General features: G+C 76.7%; 21 protein-coding genes. 12 read left to right on the top strand and 9 right to left on the bottom strand.

The features are described 5' to 3' along the window. The 3 genes from SNE206_RS16650 (at position 1) to SNE206_RS16640 (ending at position 2,791) form a co-directional block, all read left to right on the top strand. Positions 1-1,176: an acyl-CoA dehydrogenase family protein gene (locus tag SNE206_RS16650; protein WP_407914151.1), complete on the top strand. Its 1,176-nt coding sequence runs from the start codon at positions 1-3 to the stop codon at positions 1,174-1,176. Then, positions 1,173-2,294 (top strand): acyl-CoA dehydrogenase family protein, encoded by a 1,122-nt coding sequence (locus SNE206_RS16645; protein WP_407914150.1) that lies wholly within the window; start codon positions 1,173-1,175, stop codon positions 2,292-2,294. The genes SNE206_RS16650 and SNE206_RS16645 overlap by 4 nt, the downstream gene beginning before the upstream one ends. A gap of 122 nt (positions 2,295-2,416) precedes the next feature. Continuing rightward, a complete protein-coding gene (locus SNE206_RS16640) occupies positions 2,417-2,791 on the top strand; it encodes a VOC family protein (protein ID WP_407914149.1) in 375 nt (124 codons plus the stop codon). 60 nt (positions 2,792-2,851) lie between these two features. Here the strand turns inward: SNE206_RS16640 and SNE206_RS16635 are convergent, their stop codons facing one another. From SNE206_RS16635 to SNE206_RS16625, 3 genes are read right to left on the bottom strand one after another with little or no spacing between them, the layout of a single operon-like run. Continuing rightward, positions 2,852-3,817, bottom strand: a complete 966-nt coding sequence (locus tag SNE206_RS16635) for an NADPH:quinone oxidoreductase family protein (RefSeq protein WP_407914148.1) — start codon at positions 3,815-3,817, stop codon at positions 2,852-2,854. Then, positions 3,814-4,602, bottom strand: coding sequence for an SDR family oxidoreductase (locus SNE206_RS16630; RefSeq protein WP_407914147.1), 789 nt, complete (start codon positions 4,600-4,602; stop codon positions 3,814-3,816). Before SNE206_RS16630 ends, SNE206_RS16635 begins: the two co-directional genes overlap by 4 nt. After that, positions 4,599-5,354, bottom strand: coding sequence for an SDR family oxidoreductase (locus tag SNE206_RS16625; protein WP_407914146.1), 756 nt, complete (start codon positions 5,352-5,354; stop codon positions 4,599-4,601). The genes SNE206_RS16630 and SNE206_RS16625 overlap by 4 nt, the downstream gene beginning before the upstream one ends. Before the next feature lie 130 nt (positions 5,355-5,484). Here SNE206_RS16625 and SNE206_RS16620 point away from each other — a divergent pair, with 130 nt between their 5' ends. Both SNE206_RS16620 and SNE206_RS16615 read left to right on the top strand, forming a co-directional pair. Next, positions 5,485-6,102 carry a TetR/AcrR family transcriptional regulator gene (locus SNE206_RS16620; protein ID WP_407914145.1) on the top strand — a complete coding sequence of 206 codons (618 nt, stop codon included), beginning with the start codon at positions 5,485-5,487 and terminating at the stop codon, positions 6,100-6,102. A gap of 81 nt (positions 6,103-6,183) precedes the next feature. Continuing rightward, positions 6,184-6,987: a DUF2470 domain-containing protein gene (locus SNE206_RS16615; RefSeq protein WP_407914144.1), complete on the top strand. Its 804-nt coding sequence runs from the start codon at positions 6,184-6,186 to the stop codon at positions 6,985-6,987. 107 nt (positions 6,988-7,094) lie between these two features. Here the strand turns inward: SNE206_RS16615 and SNE206_RS16610 are convergent, their stop codons facing one another. After that, positions 7,095-7,871: a VOC family protein gene (locus SNE206_RS16610; RefSeq protein ID WP_407914143.1), complete on the bottom strand. Its 777-nt coding sequence runs from the start codon at positions 7,869-7,871 to the stop codon at positions 7,095-7,097. A gap of 141 nt (positions 7,872-8,012) precedes the next feature. Between SNE206_RS16610 and SNE206_RS16605 the strand changes: the two genes are divergently transcribed. Together SNE206_RS16605 and SNE206_RS16600 are read left to right on the top strand one after the other, a co-directional pair. Continuing rightward, positions 8,013-9,233 (top strand): NAD(P)/FAD-dependent oxidoreductase, encoded by a 1,221-nt coding sequence (locus tag SNE206_RS16605; protein WP_407914142.1) that lies wholly within the window; start codon positions 8,013-8,015, stop codon positions 9,231-9,233. 104 nt (positions 9,234-9,337) lie between these two features. Further along, positions 9,338-10,624, top strand: a complete 1,287-nt coding sequence (locus SNE206_RS16600; protein WP_407914141.1) for an MFS transporter — start codon at positions 9,338-9,340, stop codon at positions 10,622-10,624. Positions 10,625-10,687: 63 nt separating this feature from the next. Here SNE206_RS16600 and SNE206_RS16595 read toward each other — a convergent pair whose 3' ends face one another. Both SNE206_RS16595 and SNE206_RS16590 read right to left on the bottom strand, forming a co-directional pair. Continuing rightward, on the bottom strand, positions 10,688-10,954 hold the full coding sequence (locus SNE206_RS16595) for a DUF1876 domain-containing protein (protein WP_405014046.1): 267 nt from the start codon (positions 10,952-10,954) through the stop codon (positions 10,688-10,690). A gap of 103 nt (positions 10,955-11,057) precedes the next feature. Next, positions 11,058-11,246 (bottom strand): hypothetical protein, encoded by a 189-nt coding sequence (locus tag SNE206_RS16590; protein WP_407914140.1) that lies wholly within the window; start codon positions 11,244-11,246, stop codon positions 11,058-11,060. A gap of 165 nt (positions 11,247-11,411) precedes the next feature. On the opposite strand from SNE206_RS16590, the gene SNE206_RS16585 reads away from it, so the two are divergent. From SNE206_RS16585 to SNE206_RS16575, 3 genes are all read left to right on the top strand, one after another. Continuing rightward, a complete protein-coding gene (locus tag SNE206_RS16585; protein ID WP_407914139.1) occupies positions 11,412-12,227 on the top strand; it encodes a YndJ family protein in 816 nt (271 codons plus the stop codon). Then, positions 12,224-12,742: a DUF1990 family protein gene (locus SNE206_RS16580; RefSeq protein WP_407914138.1), complete on the top strand. Its 519-nt coding sequence runs from the start codon at positions 12,224-12,226 to the stop codon at positions 12,740-12,742. The genes SNE206_RS16585 and SNE206_RS16580 overlap by 4 nt, the downstream gene beginning before the upstream one ends. Before the next feature lie 88 nt (positions 12,743-12,830). Beyond that, entirely contained in the window at positions 12,831-14,555 is a 1,725-nt protein-coding gene (locus SNE206_RS16575; RefSeq protein ID WP_407914137.1) for an FAD-dependent monooxygenase, read from the top strand. Positions 14,556-14,636: 81 nt separating this feature from the next. Here SNE206_RS16575 and SNE206_RS16570 read toward each other — a convergent pair whose 3' ends face one another. The 3 genes from SNE206_RS16570 to SNE206_RS16560 form a co-directional block, all read right to left on the bottom strand. Next, complete coding sequence (locus SNE206_RS16570) at positions 14,637-15,311, bottom strand: zf-HC2 domain-containing protein (RefSeq protein WP_407914136.1); 675 nt, start codon at positions 15,309-15,311, stop codon at positions 14,637-14,639. Further along, on the bottom strand, positions 15,308-15,796 hold the full coding sequence (locus SNE206_RS16565; protein ID WP_407914248.1) for a sigma-70 family RNA polymerase sigma factor: 489 nt from the start codon (positions 15,794-15,796) through the stop codon (positions 15,308-15,310). Before SNE206_RS16565 ends, SNE206_RS16570 begins: the two co-directional genes overlap by 4 nt. A 182-nt stretch (positions 15,797-15,978) precedes the next feature. Continuing rightward, positions 15,979-16,539: a hypothetical protein gene (locus tag SNE206_RS16560; protein ID WP_407914135.1), complete on the bottom strand. Its 561-nt coding sequence runs from the start codon at positions 16,537-16,539 to the stop codon at positions 15,979-15,981. Between the two features lie 176 nt (positions 16,540-16,715). Here SNE206_RS16560 and trxA point away from each other — a divergent pair, with 176 nt between their 5' ends. Further along, positions 16,716-17,111 carry a thioredoxin gene (gene trxA / locus SNE206_RS16555; protein ID WP_407914134.1) on the top strand — a complete coding sequence of 132 codons (396 nt, stop codon included), beginning with the start codon at positions 16,716-16,718 and terminating at the stop codon, positions 17,109-17,111. Positions 17,112-17,265: 154 nt separating this feature from the next. After that, entirely contained in the window at positions 17,266-18,723 is a 1,458-nt protein-coding gene (locus SNE206_RS16550) for a dihydrolipoyl dehydrogenase family protein (RefSeq protein WP_407914133.1), read from the top strand. The last annotated feature ends 134 nt before the right edge of the window (positions 18,724-18,857 follow it).

The raw sequence follows: 18,857 nt of genomic DNA, 5'->3' as shown, positions 1-18,857 counted from the left end.
ATGGAGACCGACCTGCAGGCCCGGGTCGCGGCCCTGCTCGCCGCCCACGACCCCGCCACCACCGACCGCACCGACTTCCTGCGGGCCCGCTTCGACGCCGGCCTCGCCTGGGTGCACTTCCCCGAGGGCCTCGGCGGCCTCGGCGTCCCGCGCGCCCTCCAGGCCGTCGTCGACGCCGCACTCGCCGCGGCCGGCGCACCCGACAACGAGCCCCGCCGCATCGGCATCGGCCTCGGCATGGCCGCGCCGACCATCCTCGCGTACGGCACCGACGAGCAGAAGCGGCGCTTCCTGCGGCCGCTGTGGACCGGCGAGGAGGTGTGGTGCCAGCTCTTCTCCGAGCCCGGCGCCGGCTCCGACCTCGCCGCGCTCGGCACCCGCGCCGTCCTCGACGGCGACACCTGGACGGTCGACGGCCAGAAGGTGTGGACCTCCAGCGCGCACACCGCCCGCTGGGCGATCCTCATCGCCCGCACCGACCCCGACGTGCCCAAGCACCGCGGCATCACGTACTTCGTCTGCGACATGACCGACCCCGGGGTCGACGTCCGCCCGCTGCGGCAGATCACCGGCGAGGCCGAGTTCAACGAGGTCTTCCTGACCGGTGTGCGGATCCCCGACGCGCACCGCCTCGGCGCCGTCGGCGAGGGATGGCAGGTCGCCCAGACCACCCTCAACAACGAGCGCGTCGCCATCGGCGGCCAGGCCGCGCCGCGCGAGGCCGGCATGATCGGCGTCGTCGCCGGCACCTGGCGCGACCGCCCCGAACGGCGCACCGCCGACCTCCACCAGCGCCTCCTCAGGGGCTGGGTCGACAGCGAGGTCGCCCGCCTCACCGGCGAACGCCTGCGCCAGCAGCTCACCTCGGGCCAGCCCGGCCCGGAGGGCGCCGCGATGAAGCTCGCGTTCGCCCGCCTCGCCCAGGAGTTGAGCGGCCTGGAGGTCGAACTCCTCGGCGAGGACGGCCTCGCGTACGACGACTGGACGATGGTGCGGCCCGACCACGTCGACTTCACCGGCCGCGGGGCCGGCTACCGCTACCTGCGGGCCAAGGGCAACTCCGTCGAGGGCGGCACCTCGGAGATCCTGCGGAACATCATCGCCGAGCGCGTGCTCGGCCTGCCCGGCGAGCCGCGCACCGACAAGAACGTGCCCTGGAAGGAGCTGCCGCGATGACCGCAGCGGACCTGCTGTACTCCGAGGTCGAGGACGAACTCCGCGCCAGCGTACGGGCGCTGCTCGCCGACCACTGCCCGCCCGACGCGATCCTCGGCCGCTGCGAGGGCCCGGCGCCCTACGACCCGGCGCTGTGGCGCAAGCTCGCCGCCGACCTCGGCGCGGCCGGCCTCCAGGTGCCCGAGGCGCAGGGCGGCGCCGGCGCCTCGCTCCGCGAGACCGCCGTGGTGCTGGAGGAACTGGGCCGCAGCGCCGCCCCGGTGCCCTTCCTCGGCAGCGCGGTGCTCGCCACCACCGCCCTGCTCGCCTGCGGCGCCGACGGGTTGACGCCGGCGCTGGCCGACGGCGGCCGGACGGCGACCCTCGCGGTACCGCTGTCGGCCGCACCCGGCGACCCGTACCCGGCGACCGTCCGCGTCGACGGCGCGGGCACGCTGGGCGGCCGGATCACCTCGGTCGCCGACGCGCTCACCGCCGACGTGCTGCTGGTGCCCGCCACCGGGCCGGACGGCGCCGCGCTGTACGCGGTGGAGGCGGCCGCGGCCGGGCTCTCCGTCTCCCGGCGGACCTCGCTGGACCTCACCCGGCCGCTCGCCGACGTGACGCTGACCGGGGTGCCCGGGCGGCGCCTCGCCGCCGGGCCGGCCGCCGAGGAGGCCGTCCGGCAGGCCCTGCTGACCGGGGCCGGCCTGCTCGCCTCGGAGCAGCTCGGCATCGCCGAGTGGTGCCTGGCGACCACCGTGGCGTACCTGAAGGACCGGACGCAGTTCGCCCGGCCGCTGGGGTCCTTCCAGGCGCTCAAGCACCGGCTGGCCGACCTGTGGCTGGACACCGTCGGTGCCCGCGCGGCCGCCCGGTACGCGGCCGACACGCTGGCCCGCGGCGACGCGGACGCGGCCGTCGCCGTGGCCGTCGCGCAGGCGCACTGCGGGGCACTGGCCGTCCGCGCCGCCGAGGAGTGCGTGCAGCTGCACGGCGGCATCGGCATGACGTGGGAGCACCCGGCGCACCTCTACCTGAAGCGCGCCAAGGCCGACCAGATCGCCCTGGGCACGCCCGGCGCGCACCGGGCGGCGCTGGCCGCACTGGTGGACCTCCCGGCGCCCGCGGCGAACTGACGCCCGTTCACACCGTGCCGCACCACCGCCCGGTGGTGCGGCACGGTGCCGTCACGGGCCGCGGGGCGCCGGGCCGGCGGCCACGTTTGTCATGACCGGACCGATCGGCGAGAATCCGCGCCATGACCTCCGTGATCCGCCATGTGACGATCGACTGCGCCGACCCCTACGCGCTCGCCCGCTTCTGGTCGCAGGTGCTGGACCGCCCGCTGCACGACGACGACCGGCCCGGCGACCCCATGGCGCTGATCGGGACAGGGGACTCCGGGCTGCTGTTCGTCGCGGTGCCGGACGCGAAGACCGTCAAGAACCGCGTGCACCTGGACGTCCAGCCGCAGGACCGGACGCGCGACGAGGAGGTGGAGCGCCTGCTCGCCCTCGGCGCGACGCTGGTCGACGACCGGCGCAACCCGGACGGCACGGGCTGGGCCGTCCTCGCCGACCCGGAGGGCAACGAGTTCTGCGTGGAGCGCAGCGCGGCGGAGCGCGCGGGCTGAACCGGACCGGACGACGCCGGTGCCCCCGCCCCGTCTCCGGGCGGGGGCACCGGCGGTCCGTCAGGGGTGCACGGTGAGGCGGCCGATCGAGAAGCCGTCGGCGACCCGCTGGACGCCCTCCGCGGCCCGGTCGAACGGCAGCCGCTCGCCGATCAGCGGCTTGACGACGCCCTTCGCGGCGAGCGCGGTGAGTTCGGCGTGGCAGTCGCGGACGGCCTGCGGGTCCTGCGTGTTGTACAGGCCCCAGTGCAGGCCCAGGATCGCGTAGTTCTTCACCAGCGCGTGGTTGAGCGCGGGCGCCGGGATGGTGCCGCCGGCGAAGCCGACGACGAGGATGCGGCCCTCGAACGCGACGCACTTGGCGGAGCCGGTGTAGGCGTCGCCGCCGACCGGGTCGAAGACCACGTCGGCGCCGCGGCCGCCGGTGGCCTGCTTGACCGCGGCGACGAAGTCCTCGGTGCGCCGGTCGACGACCAGGTCGGCGCCGAGCGCGGCGGCGGCCGCGGCCTTCTCCGGGCCGCCGACCACGGCGATCACGGTGGCGCCGGCCGCCTTGCCGAGCTGGACGGTGGCGCTGCCGACGCCACCGGCCGCGGCGTGCACGAGGAGGGTCTCGCCGGCCTGCAGCCGGGCCCGGCGGTGCAGGCCGAACCACGCGGTCTGGTAGCCGATGTGCAGGGCGGCGGCCTCGGCGTCGTCCAGGGCGGGCGGGGCGGCGAAGGCCGCGGCGGCGTCCATCAGCGCGTACTCGGCGAAGGCGCCGGAGGGCAGCACCGCCGTGCCGACGACGCGCTCGCCGGCCCGGTCGCCGCCGACGACCTCGCCGCACAGCTCGACGCCCGGGGTGAAGGGCAGCGGCGGGCGCACCTGGTAGTGGCCGCGGCACATCAGCGCGTCGGGGAAGTTGACGTTCGCGGCCCGTACGCGGACGAGCAGCTGACCGGCGGCCGGTTCGGGCCGTCCGGTCTCGGTCTGCACCATCACGGCGGTGGGCTCGCCGAGTCCGGCGACCTGCCAGGCCTTCATGCGAGGGCTCCTTCGCTGCGTTCGATGGCCTGCTGGAGGTGGTTCATGCCCTTGATCCAGCGGTCCGGGGTGGTGGCGCGGGCCGCGTAGTAGTCGGCGACCTGCGGGTGCGGGAGGATCAGGAACCGTTCCTCCGCGACGGCCTGGACGACGGCCGCCGCGACGTCCTCGGGCTCGATGGCGTCGGGGCGCAGCAGGACGTCGCCGGCCGCGCCGGTGTGCCGCAGCATGGCGGTGTTGACGCCCTGCGGGCAGAGCGCGTGCACGCGGACACCGCGGTGCCGGTAGGTGGCGGAGAGCCACTCGGCGAAGGCCACCGCGCCGTGCTTGGTGACGGCGTACGGGGCGGAGCCGAGCATGGTGAGCAGGCCGGCGGCGGAGGCGGTGGCCACGAAGCGGCCCTCACCGCGCTCCAGCCAGTCGGGGAGGAGGAGTTCGGCGGCGCGGACGTGCGACATGACGTTGACGTCCCAGGCCCGGGACCAGGCCTCGGGCCCGGCGTCGGCGCCGCCGGTGGTGGCGATGCCGGCGTTGGCGCAGTAGACGTCGATCGTGCCGAGGGCGGCGCGGGCGGTGTCGACGAGGGCGGCGACGCCTTCGGCGGAGGCGGCGTCGCCGGGGGCGGCGACGCCGCCGATCCGGGCGGCCGTCCGGTGGGCGGCGTCGGCGTCGAGGTCGTTGACGACGACCCGGGCGCCCTCGGCGGCGAAGGCGGTGGCGAGGGCCGCGCCGATGCCCTGCCCGGCGCCGGTGACGACGACGCCGCGGCCGGCGAGGGCGGTCACAGTCCGCCGCCGAGGGTGACGCCGCCGTCGACGACGAGGGTCTGGCCGGTGATCCAGCCGGCGTCCTGGGAGAGGAGGAAGGCGACGGCGCCGGCGACGTCCTCGGGCAGGCCGAGCCGACGGAGCGGGTAGGCGCGGACGACCTCCTCCTCCCGGCCCTCGAAGAGCGCCTCGGCGAACTTCGTTTTGACGACGGCCGGGGCCACCGCGTTGACCCGGATGCCGGGGCCGAGTTCGGCGGCGAGCTCCATGGTGAGGCGGATGATCGCGGCCTTGCTGACGCCGTACATGCCGATGCCGGCGGAGGAGCGGATGCCGGCGATGGAGGCGACGTTGACCACCGCGCCGCCGTGCTCGCCCATCCACGCGGTGTGGGCGCGGCGGGTCCAGGCGAGCGGCGCGAGCACGTTGACGGCGAGGATCTTGGCGGCCAGCCCGGGGTCGGTGTCGAGCACCGGGCCGTAGGCGGGGTTGATGCCGGTGTTGTTGACCAGCAGGTCGAGGCGGCCGAAGGCCTCCATGGTGCGGTCGACGGCGTCCTGCTGGTGCGCCGCGTCGTCCGCCTTGCCGGCGACGGCTATCGCGTGGTCGGGGCCGCCCAGGTCGCGTACGGCGTCGGCCAGCGGCTCGGGGTTCCGGGCGGTGATGCAGACCTTCGCGCCGCGCTGGACGAGCTCGCGGGCGATGCCGAGGCCGATGCCCCGGCTCGCCCCGGTGACCAGGGCCACCTGGCCCTTGAACGAGGGTGTCATCGACTGACCTTTCGCCGCACGTGAATTCGACAGGGTGGTGACTAAGCGCTTGCTTAGCATGGTGACGGCGGGCCACACTGTCAACAGCCGGGCAGCCGCCGGCCTTGATCCATCTGCGAGGATTGACGCCATGACCGATCAGGCAACCGCCGGCATGTGGCCCGGGGACCGCACCGAGGCCCCCCGGCGGCTGCTGCTGGCCGCCGTGGAGTCCTTCGCCCGCCGGGGATACCACGCCACCACCACCCGCGACATCGCCACCGCCGCCGGCATGAGCCCCGCGGCGCTCTACATCCACTATCCGTCGAAGGCCGCGCTGCTCTCCGAGATCAGCCGCACCGGCCACCGCTCCACCCTCGACCTGGTCGAGAAGGCCGAGGCGAGCAGCCCCGACCCGGTCGCGCAGATGCGGCGCCTCGCGGAGGACTTCACCGCCTGGCACGCCCGCGGCCACACCGTCGGCAGGATCGTCAACAACGAGCTGCACGCGCTGCCGGAGGACGCCTTCGCCGAGGTCGCCGCGCTGCGCATCCGCATCGAGGACACCGTGCGCCGGATCATCGAGCAGGGGGTCGCCGACGGCGTCTTCGAGGTGCCGGACGCCCGCACCGCGGCCCGCGCCGTCACCTCGCTCGGCATCGACGTCGCCCGCTGGTACACCGACCGCTCCACCGAGTCGCCGGAGGAGCTGGGCCGCCGCTACGGCGTGCTGGTGCTGCGGATGCTGGGGGCCCCTCCGGCGGCCTGACCCGGGGCCGCGCGCCGGCCGACAGCTTCCCCGCCCTCGCCATTTAGGTTAGGCTCACCTAACCTAAATGAGGGAGGATGCATGTCCGACACCGGGAACCGCTCTGCCCGCACCACCGGGACCGGCATCGCGCGGACCGCCGACGACACGCCCACCGCGGCCGAACGGCTGCGCACACTGGTGGAGTTCGCCTCCTCCGTGGTCCTGGACGTGCCCGGCATCGACCTCGCCGAGCGGCCCGGCCTGCCACCCCTGGTCGGCTGCGCCGTGCTGCCCGACGGCGCGGTCGCCGTCCTGGTCGAGGAGACCTCGCCGCTGCACCGGCTCGCCACCCTCGCCCGCGGCGAGCGGCTCACCGGCGAGCTCGACGCGGTGGACGTCGCCCCGGTCGCGATGCCGCACCGCATCCGCGGCCGCGCCTCCGTCCAGGGCCCGCTCACCGTGCCCGGGCGGACCACGCCGGCCCGGATCTCGGCGCTCTTCCCGGGCCGCCGCGCGGCCGGGCACGTCCTGCTCCGCCTGCAGCCCGAACACCTGGCCGTGGAGGACCTGTGGGGCTCCGAGTGCTGCGTGGACCCGGCGGAGTTCGCGGCGGCCGCACCCGACCCGGTCGTCCGCGAGGAGGCCGGCCTGCTGCAGCACCTCGACACCGCCCACGCCGACCAGGTGCGGCGCCTCGCGCAGGGCGCGGCCCGCGGGCGCGGCATCCCGGCGCCGTACGCGGTGCGGCCCGTCGCGCTGGACAGGTTCGGGCTGCGGGTGCGGCTGCTGGCACCCGGCGACCGGGTCGTCGACGCCCGCTTCGACTTCCGCCGGCCACTGCGCTCCCCCGAGGAACTGCCGGAGGCCATGCACCGGCTGTTCGCCCACGCCCCGACGGGCTGACCCCGCACACCGCGCACCGCACCCCGGCCGACCGACCGACCGCGCACGGTCTGGAGGGCCCCGGCGGGCCCCTGCGGGCCGGGAGTGCCTGTCGGCCGCGGGCCCGGTCAGGCGCCGGCCGCGGGGCCGATCACCGAGAAGTGGCCGCCCTCGGCGTCCCGCAGGCGGGCCGTCCGCCCGTACGGGGTGTCGCCGGCCGGCTCCGCGACGCTGCCGCCCAGCTCGACGGCCCGCCGCACCGCCCCGTCCGTGTCGGCGACGGAGAAGAACACCTCCCAGTGGGGCCCCGTGCCCAGCGCGGCCCGCAGCGCGGCCACGCTCCGGCCCTCGGAGCGCAGCACCACGCGCTCGTGCTCGTAGCGGACCTCGAAGTGGTCGATGTCGCGGTCGTCCCAGCGGAACACCTCGCCGTAGAACAGCGCGGCCGCGAACGGGTCGGGGGTGCGCAGCTCGATCCAGACCGGCGCGCCCGGCGCCTTCATCCACGTCTCGACGCCCGGCTCGCCCTCCCACATCCCGAAGGAGGCCCCCTGCGGGTCGGCGGCGAGGGCCACCCGCCCGGCGTCGAACGCGATCGGGCCGACGCCGAGCGTGCCGCCGCGCTCGCGGACGCTCTCGGTGGCCCGGTCGGCGCTCTCGGTGCCGAAGTACGTCGTCCAGGCGACGGGCGGCTGCCAGTCGCCCGCCATCACGCCGAGCCCGGCCACCTCGACGCCGTCGACGACCGCCCACACGTAGGGGCCCCAGCGGTCCGGCCCGGGCTGGAAGGTCCACCCGAGGAGCGGGCCGTAGAAGGACTGCGCGGCTTCGAGGTCGTGGGCCATCAGGCTCACCCAGCACGGCACCGCGGGCACGCACCGCACCCTGACCCTCTGCTCACCCATGCGGGCGTCTCCTTCCGGTTCGTGGCCCTGCCCAGCCTAGGGGCCCGGGGTGTCGGCGCCGTGGTCCGGCTCGCGGGCGGCATGCTCCGGTGTGGCAGGCCCGGATGCGGGCAGTGGCGGAGCGGGCGAAGGAGCGGTGCGATGGACGCGATGGAGCAGCCGTACGTGATCGTCGGGGCGAGCCTGGCGGGCGCGAAGGCCGCCGGGGCCCTGCGCTCCGAGGGGTACGAGGGGCCGCTGGAGCTCATCGGCGCGGAGACGGAACTGCCGTACGAGCGGCCGCCGCTGTCGAAGGGCTTCCTGCAGGGGAAGACGCCGCGCGGCGAGTTCGACGTGCATCCGGCCGAGTGGTACGCCGAGCACGGGGTGACGCTGCGGCTCGGCACCGCCGTCACCGCGCTCGACCCGGACGCGCACACGGTGACGCTCGACGACGGCAGCCGGCGGAGCTTCGCGAAGCTGCTGCTGGCCACCGGCGCCTCGCCGCGCCCGCTGCCGGTGCCGGGCGGCGACCGGCCGGACGTGCTGACGCTGCGCAGCGCCGCCGACAGCATCCGGCTGCGGGAGCGGCTGACGCCCGGCGCGCGGATCGTCGTCGTGGGTGCGGGCTGGATCGGGCTGGAGGTGGCCGCGGCGGCCCGCGCGGCGGAGGCCGGGGTCACCGTGCTGGAAGCGGCCGAGCTGCCGCTGCTGCGGGTGCTGGGCCCGGAGGTGGCGCGGGTCTTCGCCGACCTGCACCGGGCGCACGGCGTCGACCTGCGGTTCGGGGCGAAGGTGGCGGCGGTGGAGGACGGCGGGGTGCGGCTCGGCGACGGCACCCTGGTGCCCGCCGACACGGTGGTCGTGGGCGTGGGCATCGTGCCGAACACCGGGCTCGCGGAGGCCGCCGGGCTGGCGGTCGACAACGGTGTGCGCACCGACGCGCACCTGCGCACCTCGCACCCGGACGTGTTCGCCGCGGGCGACGTCGCCAACGCGTTCCACCCGTTCTACGGCAGGCCGATCCGGGTCGAGCACTGGGCGAACGCGCTCAACCAGCCCGCGACGGCCGCGAAGTCGATGCTCGGGCAGGACGCGGTGTACGACCGGGTGCCGTACTTCTTCACCGACCAGTACGACCTCGGCATGGAGTACACCGGTTACGCGGAGCCCGGCGGCTACGACCGGGTCGTCTTCCGCGGTGACGTCGCGGCACGGGAGTTCGTGGCGTTCTGGCTCGCGGACGGGCGGGTGCTCGCCGGCATGAACGTGAACGTGTGGGACGTCGTCGACCCGATCCGCGCGCTGATCCTCGGCGGACGGCCGGTGGACGAGGCCCGGCTGACCGACCCGGACGTGCCGCTGGAGGAGCTGGCCGGCTGAACCCGGCCCCCGGCGACGGGAGGTGACGGACCGTCCGTCCGCGACGGCTGTCGGTGCGGTGCCCTAGGGTGCGGGGTCCGGCCCGTACCGAGGAGGACCCGCCGATGCCGACCGGCCGACTGCTGCCGCCCCCGGGCCCCGCCCGGGCCCTGGCCGCCGCCCACCTCGCCAACGCGCTGGGGGACGGCGCCTACTACGTCTGCTCGGCGCTGTACTTCACCCGGGTGGTGGGCCTGTCGGCGGGGCAGATCGGCCTGGGCCTGACGCTCGGCTGGGCGGCCGGGGCGGTCGCGGGCGTGCCGCTGGGCCACCTCGCCGACCGGCGCGGGCCGCGCGGGGTGGCGGCGCTGCTGGCGGTGGCCACCTCGGCGGCGGTGGGAGCGTTCCTGCTCGCGGGGTCGTTCGCGGCGTTCGTCGCGGCGGCGCTGCTGTACGGCGCCGCGCAGAGCGGCCTGGGCGCGGCCCGGCAGGCGCTGCTGGCGGGGCTGGTGGAGCCCGCGCGGCGGACCGGGGTGCGCGCCCACCTGCAGTCGACGGTCAACGCGGGCCTGGCGGTCGGCGCGGCGTTCGGCGGCGCGGCCCTGCAGCTGGACAGCCCGGCGGCGTACCGCGCGGTGCTGGCGCTGGACGCGCTGAGCTTCCTCGTCGCGGCGGCCGTGCTGGCCCGGCTGCCCGCCGTCGCACCGGTGCCCGCGGCGCCGGACGGGCCGCGGCTCGCGGTGCTGCGCGACCGCCCGTACGCGGTGGTGGCGCTGCTCAACGCGGTGATGCTGCTCTACATGCCGCTGCTGTCGCTGGTCGTGCCGCTGTGGATCGTCGGGCGGACGGCGGCACCCGGCTGGACGGCCGCCGCCCTGCTGATGCTGAACACCCTGACCGTGGTGGTCTGCCAGGTGCGGGTGGCCCGCCGGGTCGACGGGCTCGCCGCGGCCGCACGGTACGTGCGGTGGGCGGGCGTGCTGCTGCTGGCCTGCTGCGCGGCGTTCGCCGTGTCCGCGGGCGGCGGTTCGGCGTGGGTGGCGGTGGCGGTGCTGCTGACGGCGGCCGGGCTGCAGGTCGCGGGCGAGATGATGCTGGCGGCCGGCTCGTGGGAGATCGGCTTCGGGCTGGCCCCGGCCGGCCGGCAGGGGCAGTACCAGGGGTTCTTCGGCTCGGGGGTGGCGGTGGCGCGGATGGTCGGCCCGCTGCTGCTGACCTCGCTCGTGCTGGGCGGCGGCGCCGCGGGCTGGCTGGTGCTGGGCGGACTCTTCGCGCTGGCGGGCACCGCGACGGGCCCGGCGGTGCGGTGGGCCGCGCGCACCCGGCCCGCCGCAGCACCGGCCACGGCCCGGCCCGGCGCGACCGGCCCCGGGAGCGCGGCACGCGCCGGGAGCGACGCCGCGGCAGGGTGACCGGCCGGGCACCTTGTGGCCGCCGGATGACCGGCCGGGCACCTCACCGCCGCCGGGGGACGGCTACATGAGCGGCCCGGGGGACGGCCGGCCGGCCTTGAGTTCGCCGTGGGCCTTGGTGAGCAGTTGCATGGCGAGGTCGTTGAGGGCGCGGGCGCCCGCGACCTCCTCGCCGACCCGGGGCTGCGGACTGTCGTTGTGGTGCCGGGTGCTGTAACCGTGCGAGCGGACCTCGCTGCCGTCGGAGAGCCGGACGAGCGCGACGGCCTTGGTACGGTCGCCCTCCTCCTGGAACTCCAACTCGATGTGCCATCCGACGAGTGTGTGCATGGACGCCACCTCCTGGCTCTCCCCTCCAGCGTGCGCCGCGGGCGTGGGGCCCGCCAACGCGGTCGGGACGGCCCGGGGCCGCCGGGGCCGCCGGGACGGGCGTTCAGCGGCCGTCGGCACCGGGCGGCAGGTCGGCGAGGGGGTCCGGCGGCGGGTCGGCGGGGCCGCAGGCCTCGCGGCCGGTCCCGACGTGCACGACCCTGGCGAGCCGTTCGGGCCCTCCGGGAAGGACGCGCTGCGGGAGGCCGCAGCGCGGGCAGATCAGCGGGATCCGTGACATGGCGGTGCCCACGCCGGGCACGGTCCGCGCGGCCTGCGGCGACCGGTGCGGGTGCGGCGTGGCCTCCTTCCTCCCCCAGTGTGCGCCGCCCGCCTGTTGAACGCGTTCAGTTCTGCCCGTAGAGTGCGGTCCGGCAGAGTTTTTGAACACGTTCAATCGAACTTCGGGGGTGCCGTCATGACCGTCCTGGTCCACCTGATCGTGGTGCTCGGCATGGTCGCCGTGCTACCGCTGGGCCTGGCCCTGCTCGACGGGCCCGGCAGCCGGGCCGCCCGGTGGTGGCCGCTCGCGGCCGTGCCCGGCGCCGTCTCGCTCTTCCTCCCCCGCGGCCCGGCCGCCACCGCCCTCGCCGTGCTCTACGCACTGGCCGCCGCCGCCCTCGCCGCCCGCGCACCGCTCCGGCTCGCCCGCACCCGCTCGTTCGCCCCCGCCGAGGCCGCCGCCCTCACCGCCCTCGTCACCCCGCTCGTCGCCGCGATCGCCCTGGTCGCCGAACGCTCCGGCCACCGCCTCCTCGGCTTCGGCCTCGGCATCCTGGCGCTCACCGTGCCGCACTTCCACTTCGCCGGGTTCGCCGCCGCCCTCGTCGCCGGACTCGTCTGCCGCGCCGCCCCCCACCGCCGCGCCGCCCGCGCGGCCGCCCTGAGCGTGCCCGCCGGCACCCTGCTCGTCCTGGCCGGCTACTTCGTCGACGACTGGGCCGAACTCGCGGGCGCCGCCGTCCTCACCACCGGCATGTGGCTCACCGGCCTGGTCGTCTGGCAGGACCTGCGCGGCCGGGGCCGCGACACCCTCACCCGCACCCTGCTCGGCACCGGCGCGGCCGTCCTCGCGGCGACGATGCTGCTCGCCCTCTGGTGGGCGCTCGGCGAGGCCACCGGCCTCCGGCACCCCACCCTGGCCTGGATGGCCGCCACCCACGGCCTCGGCAACGCCCTCGGCTTCGCCCTCTGCACCCTGCTCGCCCTGCACCGACTCCGGGAGACCCGATGACCCTCAGCTACCGCGAGGTCCGCGCCACCACCCGCCCCGGGCCGCTGCCCGCCGGCTACCACCACCTGCACCACCGGGCCGTGGTCGGGCACGGCCCGGCGGCCCTCGCCGCCGCCGGCCTGGCCGTCACCACCTGGCGGATGCACCGCGAGGCGGGCGTACGGATCACCGCGGACACCGACCGCGCCGCCGTCGGCACCCGCGTCACCTGTGCCATCGGCCTCGGCCCGGCCCGCATCAGCGCCCCCTGCGAGGTCGTCTGGGCCGTCGACGACCCGCACCGCACCGGCTTCGCGTACGGCACGCTCGACGGCCACCCCGAGTGCGGGGAGGAGGCGTTCGTGGTCGAGCTCGGCGAGGACGGCGCCGTCCGGTTCACCGTCACCGCGTTCAGCCGCCCCGGCCGCTGGTACACCCGGCTCGCCGGGCCGCTCGTGCCCGCCTTCCAGCAGCTCCACGCCCGCAACTGCGCGCGCGTCCTGCGCCGCATCACCGCCCTGGAGGCCGCCGGGTGACCCCGCGCCGCCCGGCCGGACGAGTGGCGGGGCCGCCCCGGCCGCGCGCAGGCTGGAGGGACGGACACCTCCAGCCCCGGGAGACGACATGGCCGACACGGACGTCCTGGTGGTCGGCGCGGGCCCGGTCGGCCTCACCGCCGCGGCCGAGCTGCGGCGGCACGGCACCGACTGCCGGATCGTCGACCGGCTGGCCGCACCGCACCACTACGCCAAGGCCGTGGGGATCCAGCCCCGCACCATGGAGGTCTGGGACCGCATGGGCCTCGCCCGCGAGGTGCTCGCCACCGCCGCTCCGATGCGCGGCCAGCTGATCTGGGTCGACGGCCGGGAGGGCCCGCGGATCGAGCTCACCCTCCCGCCCGACGTGCCGTACGGCTTCGCCTCGCTGCCGCAGTACACGACCGAGCAGCTCCTCGCGGACCACCTCGCCACCTACGGCACCCGGATCGAACGGGCCACCGAACTGGTGTCGTTCACCCAGGACGCCGACGGCGTCGACGCGGAGCTGCGCGGGCCGGACGGCGACGAGCACGTCCGCTGCCGCTACCTGGTCGGGTGCGACGGCGCGCACAGCCGGGTGCGGCGCGGCCTCGGACTCGACTTCGGCGGCGGCGCGTTCACCGAGACGTACATGCTCGGCGACGTCGAGGTCGACTGGGACCTGCCCGCCGGGTACGGCGTGCGGATCGTGCGGCACGACCCCGGCGGCGGCCCCGACGACGTCCTCGTCGGCATCCCGCTGCCCGGCCGCGGCCGCTACCGGCTCTCCATGGTCGCCGCCCCCGACCTGGTCGCCCCGCCCGGGACGGCGGCCGGACGGACCTCCGCCGACGGGCTCTCCGCCGACGGGGTCGCCCACGGCCTGGAGTCGGGCCCCGCACCCGGGCTCGACCACATCCAGGCCGTCCTCGACCGGCTCGCACCGCAGCCCGCCACCGCCTCCGCGCTCCGCTGGTCGTCGGTCTTCCGGATCAGCCACCGCATCGTCGACCGGTACGGCCGCGGCCGCGCCTTCGTCGCCGGCGACGCCGCCCACATCCACCCGCCGACCGGCGCCCAGGGCATGAACACCGGCATCCAGGACGCCTTCAACCTCGCCTGGAAACTCGCCCTCGCCGTCCGCGGCACCGCCGCACCCGCCCTGCTCGACAGCTACGACGCCGAACGCCGGCCCGTCGGCGAGGAGGTCGTCGGCCGCACCGTCCGGCACGCACGGGCCGGCATCGGCACCGACGGCGGCACCCTGGAGTCCATCCTCATGCGCGAGGCCCAACTGCTCGTCGACTACCGCGACAGCCCCCTGCTGCCCGCCGCCGACGGCGACGCCGCCCCGCCCGCCCCCGGCGACCGCGCCCCGGACTGCACCGGGCTGCGCCACCCCCTCGCCGCCCGGCCGCTGCGCCTGTTCGACCTGCTCCGCAGCCCCCGCCACACCCTGCTGCTCCACCTCGGGCCCGGCACCGAGCCCCGCCGGGCCGACGCGTGCGCCGACGCCGCCCGCCACGCCGCCCACGGCGAACTCGACGTCTGGGCCGTCCTCGCCCCGGGCGCCTCCGCGGACAGCCTGCTCCTGCCGCACGTCGTCGACGAGGAGGACGCCTACCGCCGCGCGTACGGCATCCGCGACGGCGAGGCGGTCCTCGTCCGGCCCGACGGCCACCTCGGCGGGCGGCTGCACCCCGCCGCACCGGACGGCACCGCCGCCCTGCTGCACCCGGTGTTCGCCCCGAACGACACCCCGCGGGACGCCTCGGCAGCCGGACCGCCCGGCGGTCAGAGCCAGTTCGCCCAGCCGAAGGCCAGGCAGTAGGCAGGGAAGCACGCAGAACAGTGGGCGGAGCAGTGGGCGCGGGCCCACGGCGTCACGGCCCGGGACGCGCGTCCCGGCCCGTCAGGCGCGGGCCGGCACGGAGACCAGCAGCTGCCCGTCGTCGACCGTGCGCACCTCGAAGTGGTCGATGTCGGCGGGGCCGAAGCCCGCGCCGCCCGTGGTGCGCAGCGCCTGGGTGCCGTAGCCGGTCGGCGGGACCTCCCAGGTCGTGACGGTCTGCCGCTCGCCGCCCCGGGAGACCGCGACGAGATCGCAGGTGCGCGGGCCCGTGACGTGCGACAGGGCGAGCGTGATGTGGCTGCCCCACGCGCGGGGCTCGACGCCGACCTGCGCCAGCACCCCGGTCGCCGGGTCGGTGGCGCTGAACTGCGTGACCGCCACGGCGGCCGGCGGCCGGTCGTTGCCGCCCGTGGCGGCCAGGGTGACGAGCGGGCCGCCCACGACCAGCACGGCCGCCGCGGCCACCAGCGCGAGCCGGCGCACCCGGCTCCGCCGGCGGGTGGACGCGACCTCGCCCACCAGCCGCTCCAGCAGCCGTGGCGACGGCTGCACGTCGACCGGCCCGGCGGCGGCGAGTTCGGCCAGCAGCGGCGCCATGCCGGAGAGCTCCTCGATCTCCGCGGCGCAGGTCGCGCAGCCCGCGAGGTGCCGCTCGAACCGCTCGCTGTCCTGCGGGTCGAGCACGCCGAGGACGTACGCACCGACGTCGACGTGCTGCTCGTGGTGCGGCGTCACGATGTCACTCCTCGCTCCTCTAGTGCGATCTTCAGGGCGCGCAGGCCGTAGAAGATCCGCGACCTGACCGTCCCCGCGGGGACGCCGAGCGCCTCGGCGGCCTCGTTGACGGTACGCCCTTTGAAATAGGTCTCGACGATGACCTCACGATGGGCGTCGGTCAGGTCGTCGAGCGCGTCGGAGATGGTCATCAGCCGCAGCGCCCTCTCCAGTTCGTCCTCGGCGGGCAGCAGTTCCAGGGGGGCGGGGTCGACCTCGCGCGGGCGGGCCATGCTGCTGCGGTGGCCGTCGATCACGATCCGCCGGGCGACGGTGACCAGCCACGGCCGCAGCGACCCGGCGCCGGGGTCGAGCCGGTGGATGTTGCGCCACGCGCGCACGAGCGTCTCCTGCACCACGTCCTCCGCGCGCTGGCGGTCGCCGGCGACCAGGCGCAGCACGAACCCCAGGAGCGGGCCCGCGTGGTCCCGGTAGAGGGCGCGCATCAGCTCCTCGTCGGGCGCGCCCGACGCCCCCTGCGGGAACGGATGCTCGGTCACGGCGCCATCCTCGCGCACGCGCACCTCCTGGTCGAGACGGGTGGGGGCGGGGCCCTCAAGTCGGGGGCCGTTCCTGTCGATACGGTGAGGGGGGTGCGGCGCGGGCGCCCGCGCCGCACCCGTCCGCATCAGTAGCCGTAGCCGCCGGTGGCGGGGGTGCCGGAGGCCGCGGCGGCCTTGGCCCCGGACGGGGTGACGGCCCACCAGGTGCCCTTGACCCCCTGGCCCTTGGTGTCGCCGGGCCTGGTGTCCGGCGCGTAGCGGTAGAGCGGCCAGCCCTTGAGGGTGAGCTGCCGGGTGCCGTCGGCGCGGGTCACGGAGGAGACCAGCGAGGCGTCGACGCCGTCGAGCTGCGGGTGGTCGCCGGCCGCGGGCACGGGCGGCCACAGGGTGGCGCAGGCGCCGTCGCAGTGCGAGGCCGGCGGTGCGGCGGTGTCCTGGTCGAAGCGGTAGAGGGTGTATCCGGCGCCGTCGGTGACGACGGTGCCGAGGCCGGCGGCCGCGGCGGTGCGCAGCGCGGTCGCGCCCGCGGCAGCGGCGGACGACCCCGCGGCGGGCGCGGAGGCTGCGGGCGCGGAGGCGGCGGGCGCGGCGCCCGGTGCGGTGCCGCCGGAGTCACAGGCGGTCACCAGGGTGAGCGCGGCGACGGCGGAGGCGGTGAGCAGGACGGTACGGCGTCGGACGGACATGGCGGTTCCCCCACGTGCGGTGTCGGTTCTGCGGCCGCGTTCGGTGCGCCCGCACCCAGGGGTACGCACGCGGCGCGCGATCCACTCAGCGCCACCGGAAATCTCCTCCGGAATACCCCGGCCCCCCTCCCCGTTGACGCGATCGGACCAACTCCCCCGAGGGCAGGTAGGACACCATGAGCACGGTCGAACTGACCACGGACAACTTCGACGAGATCGTCCCCGGGCCGGAGGGCAGGGACTTCGTCCTGATCGACTTCTGGGCCGCCTGGTGCGGACCGTGCCGCATGTTCGGGCCGATCTTCGAGAAGGCGTCCGAGCGCCACGAGGACATCGTGTTCGCGAAGGTGGACACCGAGGCCCAGCAGGAGCTGGCCGCGGCGTTCGACATCTCGTCGATCCCGACCCTGGCGATCATCCGCGAGGGCGTGCTCGTCTTCGCCCAGCCGGGTGCGCTGCCCGAGCCGTCCCTGGAGAACCTGATCGCCCAGGCCCGCAAGCTCGACATGGCCGAGGTGCACGCGGGCGTCGCCAAGGCCCGCGCCGAGGCCGAGGCCAAGGCCCAGGCCTGACGGACACCGCCTCGGCCCGGGCCCCGGCGGACGCCGCCCCGCACCCCCGGACGGGGGAGCGGGGCGGCGTCGTTCCCGTCCGCCGCCGGCACCGCCGCCCGGCGACACGCCGCCGCGCCCCGGCCGGGCGGTGGGACGCCGCAGGGCGGGCAGGATGGCCGTGCCGGTGCAGTCGGACAGGAGCGGGGCGACGGACGTGGGCGAGGCGGAGCAGTACGACGTGGTGGTGGTCGGCGGCGGGCCGACCGGCGAGAACGTGGCCGACCGGACGGCCGCGGCCGGCCTGCGGACCGCCTTGGTGGAGCACCAGCTCGTCGGCGGCGAGTGCTCGTACTGGGCGTGCATGCCGAGCAAGGCGCTGCTGCGCCCGCACGCCGCCGCGGCGCACGGGCGGGCGGTGGCGGGGGTGACCGTCGACGGCGCCCTCGACCCGGTCGCGGTGCTGGCCCGCCGGGACGCGTTCGCGGACCACTGGAAGGACGACGACCAGGTCGCCTGGCTGGACGGCGCGGGCATCGACCTCGTGCGCGGCCACGGCCGGCTGACCGGCGAGCGGACCGTCGCGGTCGACGGCGGACGGACGCTGACGGCCCGTCACGCCGTGGTGCTGTGCACCGGCAGCGTGCCCGTGCTGCCCGACGTGCCCGGCCTGGCCAAGGCCCGGCCGTGGACCAACCGGCAGGCCACCGGCGCCCGGCAGGTGCCCGGCCGGCTCGCCGTGGTCGGCGGCGGGGTGGTGGCCGCCGAGATGGCCACCGCCTGGCGGTCGCTGGGCAGCGAGGTGACGCTGCTGGTCCGCGGCGGCGGCCTGCTCGGACGGATGGAGCCGTTCGCCGGGGAGATGGTGGCCGACGGGCTCGCCGCGGCGGGCGTCGACGTGCGCCGGCACACCGCGGTCACCGCGGTCCGGCGCGACGCGGACGGTGTCCGGCTGACGCTCGGCGACGGCTCGACCGTCGAGGCCGACGAGGTGCTGTACGCGACCGGGCGGCGGCCGGCCACCGGTGACCTCGGCCTGGAGAGCGTCGGCCTGGAGCCCGGGTCGTGGCCGGAGGTCGACGACAGCTGCACCGTGACCGGGGTGCCGGGCGGCTGGCTGTACGCCGCGGGCGACCTCAACCACCGGGCGCTGCTCACCCACCAGGGGAAGTACCAGGCGCGGATCGCCGGGGCGGTGATCGCCGCACGGGCCCGCGGCGAGCGGCCGGGGGCGGAGCGCTGGAGCGCGTACGCGGCCACCGCCGACACGGCAGGCCCCCCGCAGGTGGTCTTCACCGAGCCGGAGGCCGCCTCCGTCGGCCTGACGCTCGCCGCCGCCGAGGCGGCCGGGCTGCGGGTGCAGGCGGTCGACCACGACCTGGGCGCGGTCTCCGGCGCCAAGCTGTACGCCGACGGCTACACCGGCCGGGCCAGGATGGTGGTCGACCTGGAGCGGGAGGTGGTGGTCGGGGCGACCTTCGTCGGCCCGGGCGTCGCCGAGCTCCTGCACGCCGCCACGGTGGCCGTGGTGGGCGAGGTGCCGCTCACCCGGCTCTGGCACGCGGTGCCCGCGTTCCCGACCGTCAGCGAGGTGTGGCTGCGCCTGCTGGAGACGTACCGCGACGGCGGCTGAGCCGGCGGGCGGGGGCGCAGGTGCGGGCACGGGGGCGCGGCCCGGGTGGGCGGGCGCCGGCGGGCGGCGCGGTGGCGTGCACGGTGTCCGGCCCGGGAGGAGACTGGCGCGGGGGCTCCGAACACTCACGGGTG

It is taken from the genome of Kitasatospora sp. NE20-6 (assembly GCF_045862635.1).
This window is presented reverse-complemented; position numbering and strand designations above follow the sequence as displayed.

Bases quoted from the DNA above. Each gene is read 5' to 3' on its own strand.
- SNE206_RS16550 (WP_407914133.1), top strand. From the start codon at position 17,266: ATGGCCGTGCCGGTGCAGTCGGACAGGAGCGGGGCGACGGACGTGGGC.
- SNE206_RS16635 (WP_407914148.1), bottom strand. From the start codon at position 3,817: ATGAAGGCCTGGCAGGTCGCCGGACTCGGCGAGCCCACCGCCGTGATG.
- SNE206_RS16575 (WP_407914137.1), top strand. From the start codon at position 12,831: ATGGCCGACACGGACGTCCTGGTGGTCGGCGCGGGCCCGGTCGGCCTC.
- SNE206_RS16605 (WP_407914142.1), top strand. From the start codon at position 8,013: ATGGACGCGATGGAGCAGCCGTACGTGATCGTCGGGGCGAGCCTGGCG.
- SNE206_RS16595 (WP_405014046.1), bottom strand. From the start codon at position 10,954: ATGCACACACTCGTCGGATGGCACATCGAGTTGGAGTTCCAGGAGGAG.
- trxA (WP_407914134.1), top strand. From the start codon at position 16,716: ATGAGCACGGTCGAACTGACCACGGACAACTTCGACGAGATCGTCCCC.
- SNE206_RS16585 (WP_407914139.1), top strand. From the start codon at position 11,412: ATGACCGTCCTGGTCCACCTGATCGTGGTGCTCGGCATGGTCGCCGTG.
- SNE206_RS16620 (WP_407914145.1), top strand. From the start codon at position 5,485: ATGACCGATCAGGCAACCGCCGGCATGTGGCCCGGGGACCGCACCGAG.
- SNE206_RS16565 (WP_407914248.1), bottom strand. From the start codon at position 15,796: ATGCGCGCCCTCTACCGGGACCACGCGGGCCCGCTCCTGGGGTTCGTG.
- SNE206_RS16615 (WP_407914144.1), top strand. From the start codon at position 6,184: ATGTCCGACACCGGGAACCGCTCTGCCCGCACCACCGGGACCGGCATC.
- SNE206_RS16600 (WP_407914141.1), top strand. From the start codon at position 9,338: ATGCCGACCGGCCGACTGCTGCCGCCCCCGGGCCCCGCCCGGGCCCTG.
- SNE206_RS16640 (WP_407914149.1), top strand. From the start codon at position 2,417: ATGACCTCCGTGATCCGCCATGTGACGATCGACTGCGCCGACCCCTAC.
- SNE206_RS16625 (WP_407914146.1), bottom strand. From the start codon at position 5,354: ATGACACCCTCGTTCAAGGGCCAGGTGGCCCTGGTCACCGGGGCGAGC.
- SNE206_RS16580 (WP_407914138.1), top strand. From the start codon at position 12,224: ATGACCCTCAGCTACCGCGAGGTCCGCGCCACCACCCGCCCCGGGCCG.
- SNE206_RS16610 (WP_407914143.1), bottom strand. From the start codon at position 7,871: ATGGGTGAGCAGAGGGTCAGGGTGCGGTGCGTGCCCGCGGTGCCGTGC.
- SNE206_RS16645 (WP_407914150.1), top strand. From the start codon at position 1,173: ATGACCGCAGCGGACCTGCTGTACTCCGAGGTCGAGGACGAACTCCGC.
- SNE206_RS16560 (WP_407914135.1), bottom strand. From the start codon at position 16,539: ATGTCCGTCCGACGCCGTACCGTCCTGCTCACCGCCTCCGCCGTCGCC.
- SNE206_RS16650 (WP_407914151.1), top strand. From the start codon at position 1: ATGGAGACCGACCTGCAGGCCCGGGTCGCGGCCCTGCTCGCCGCCCAC.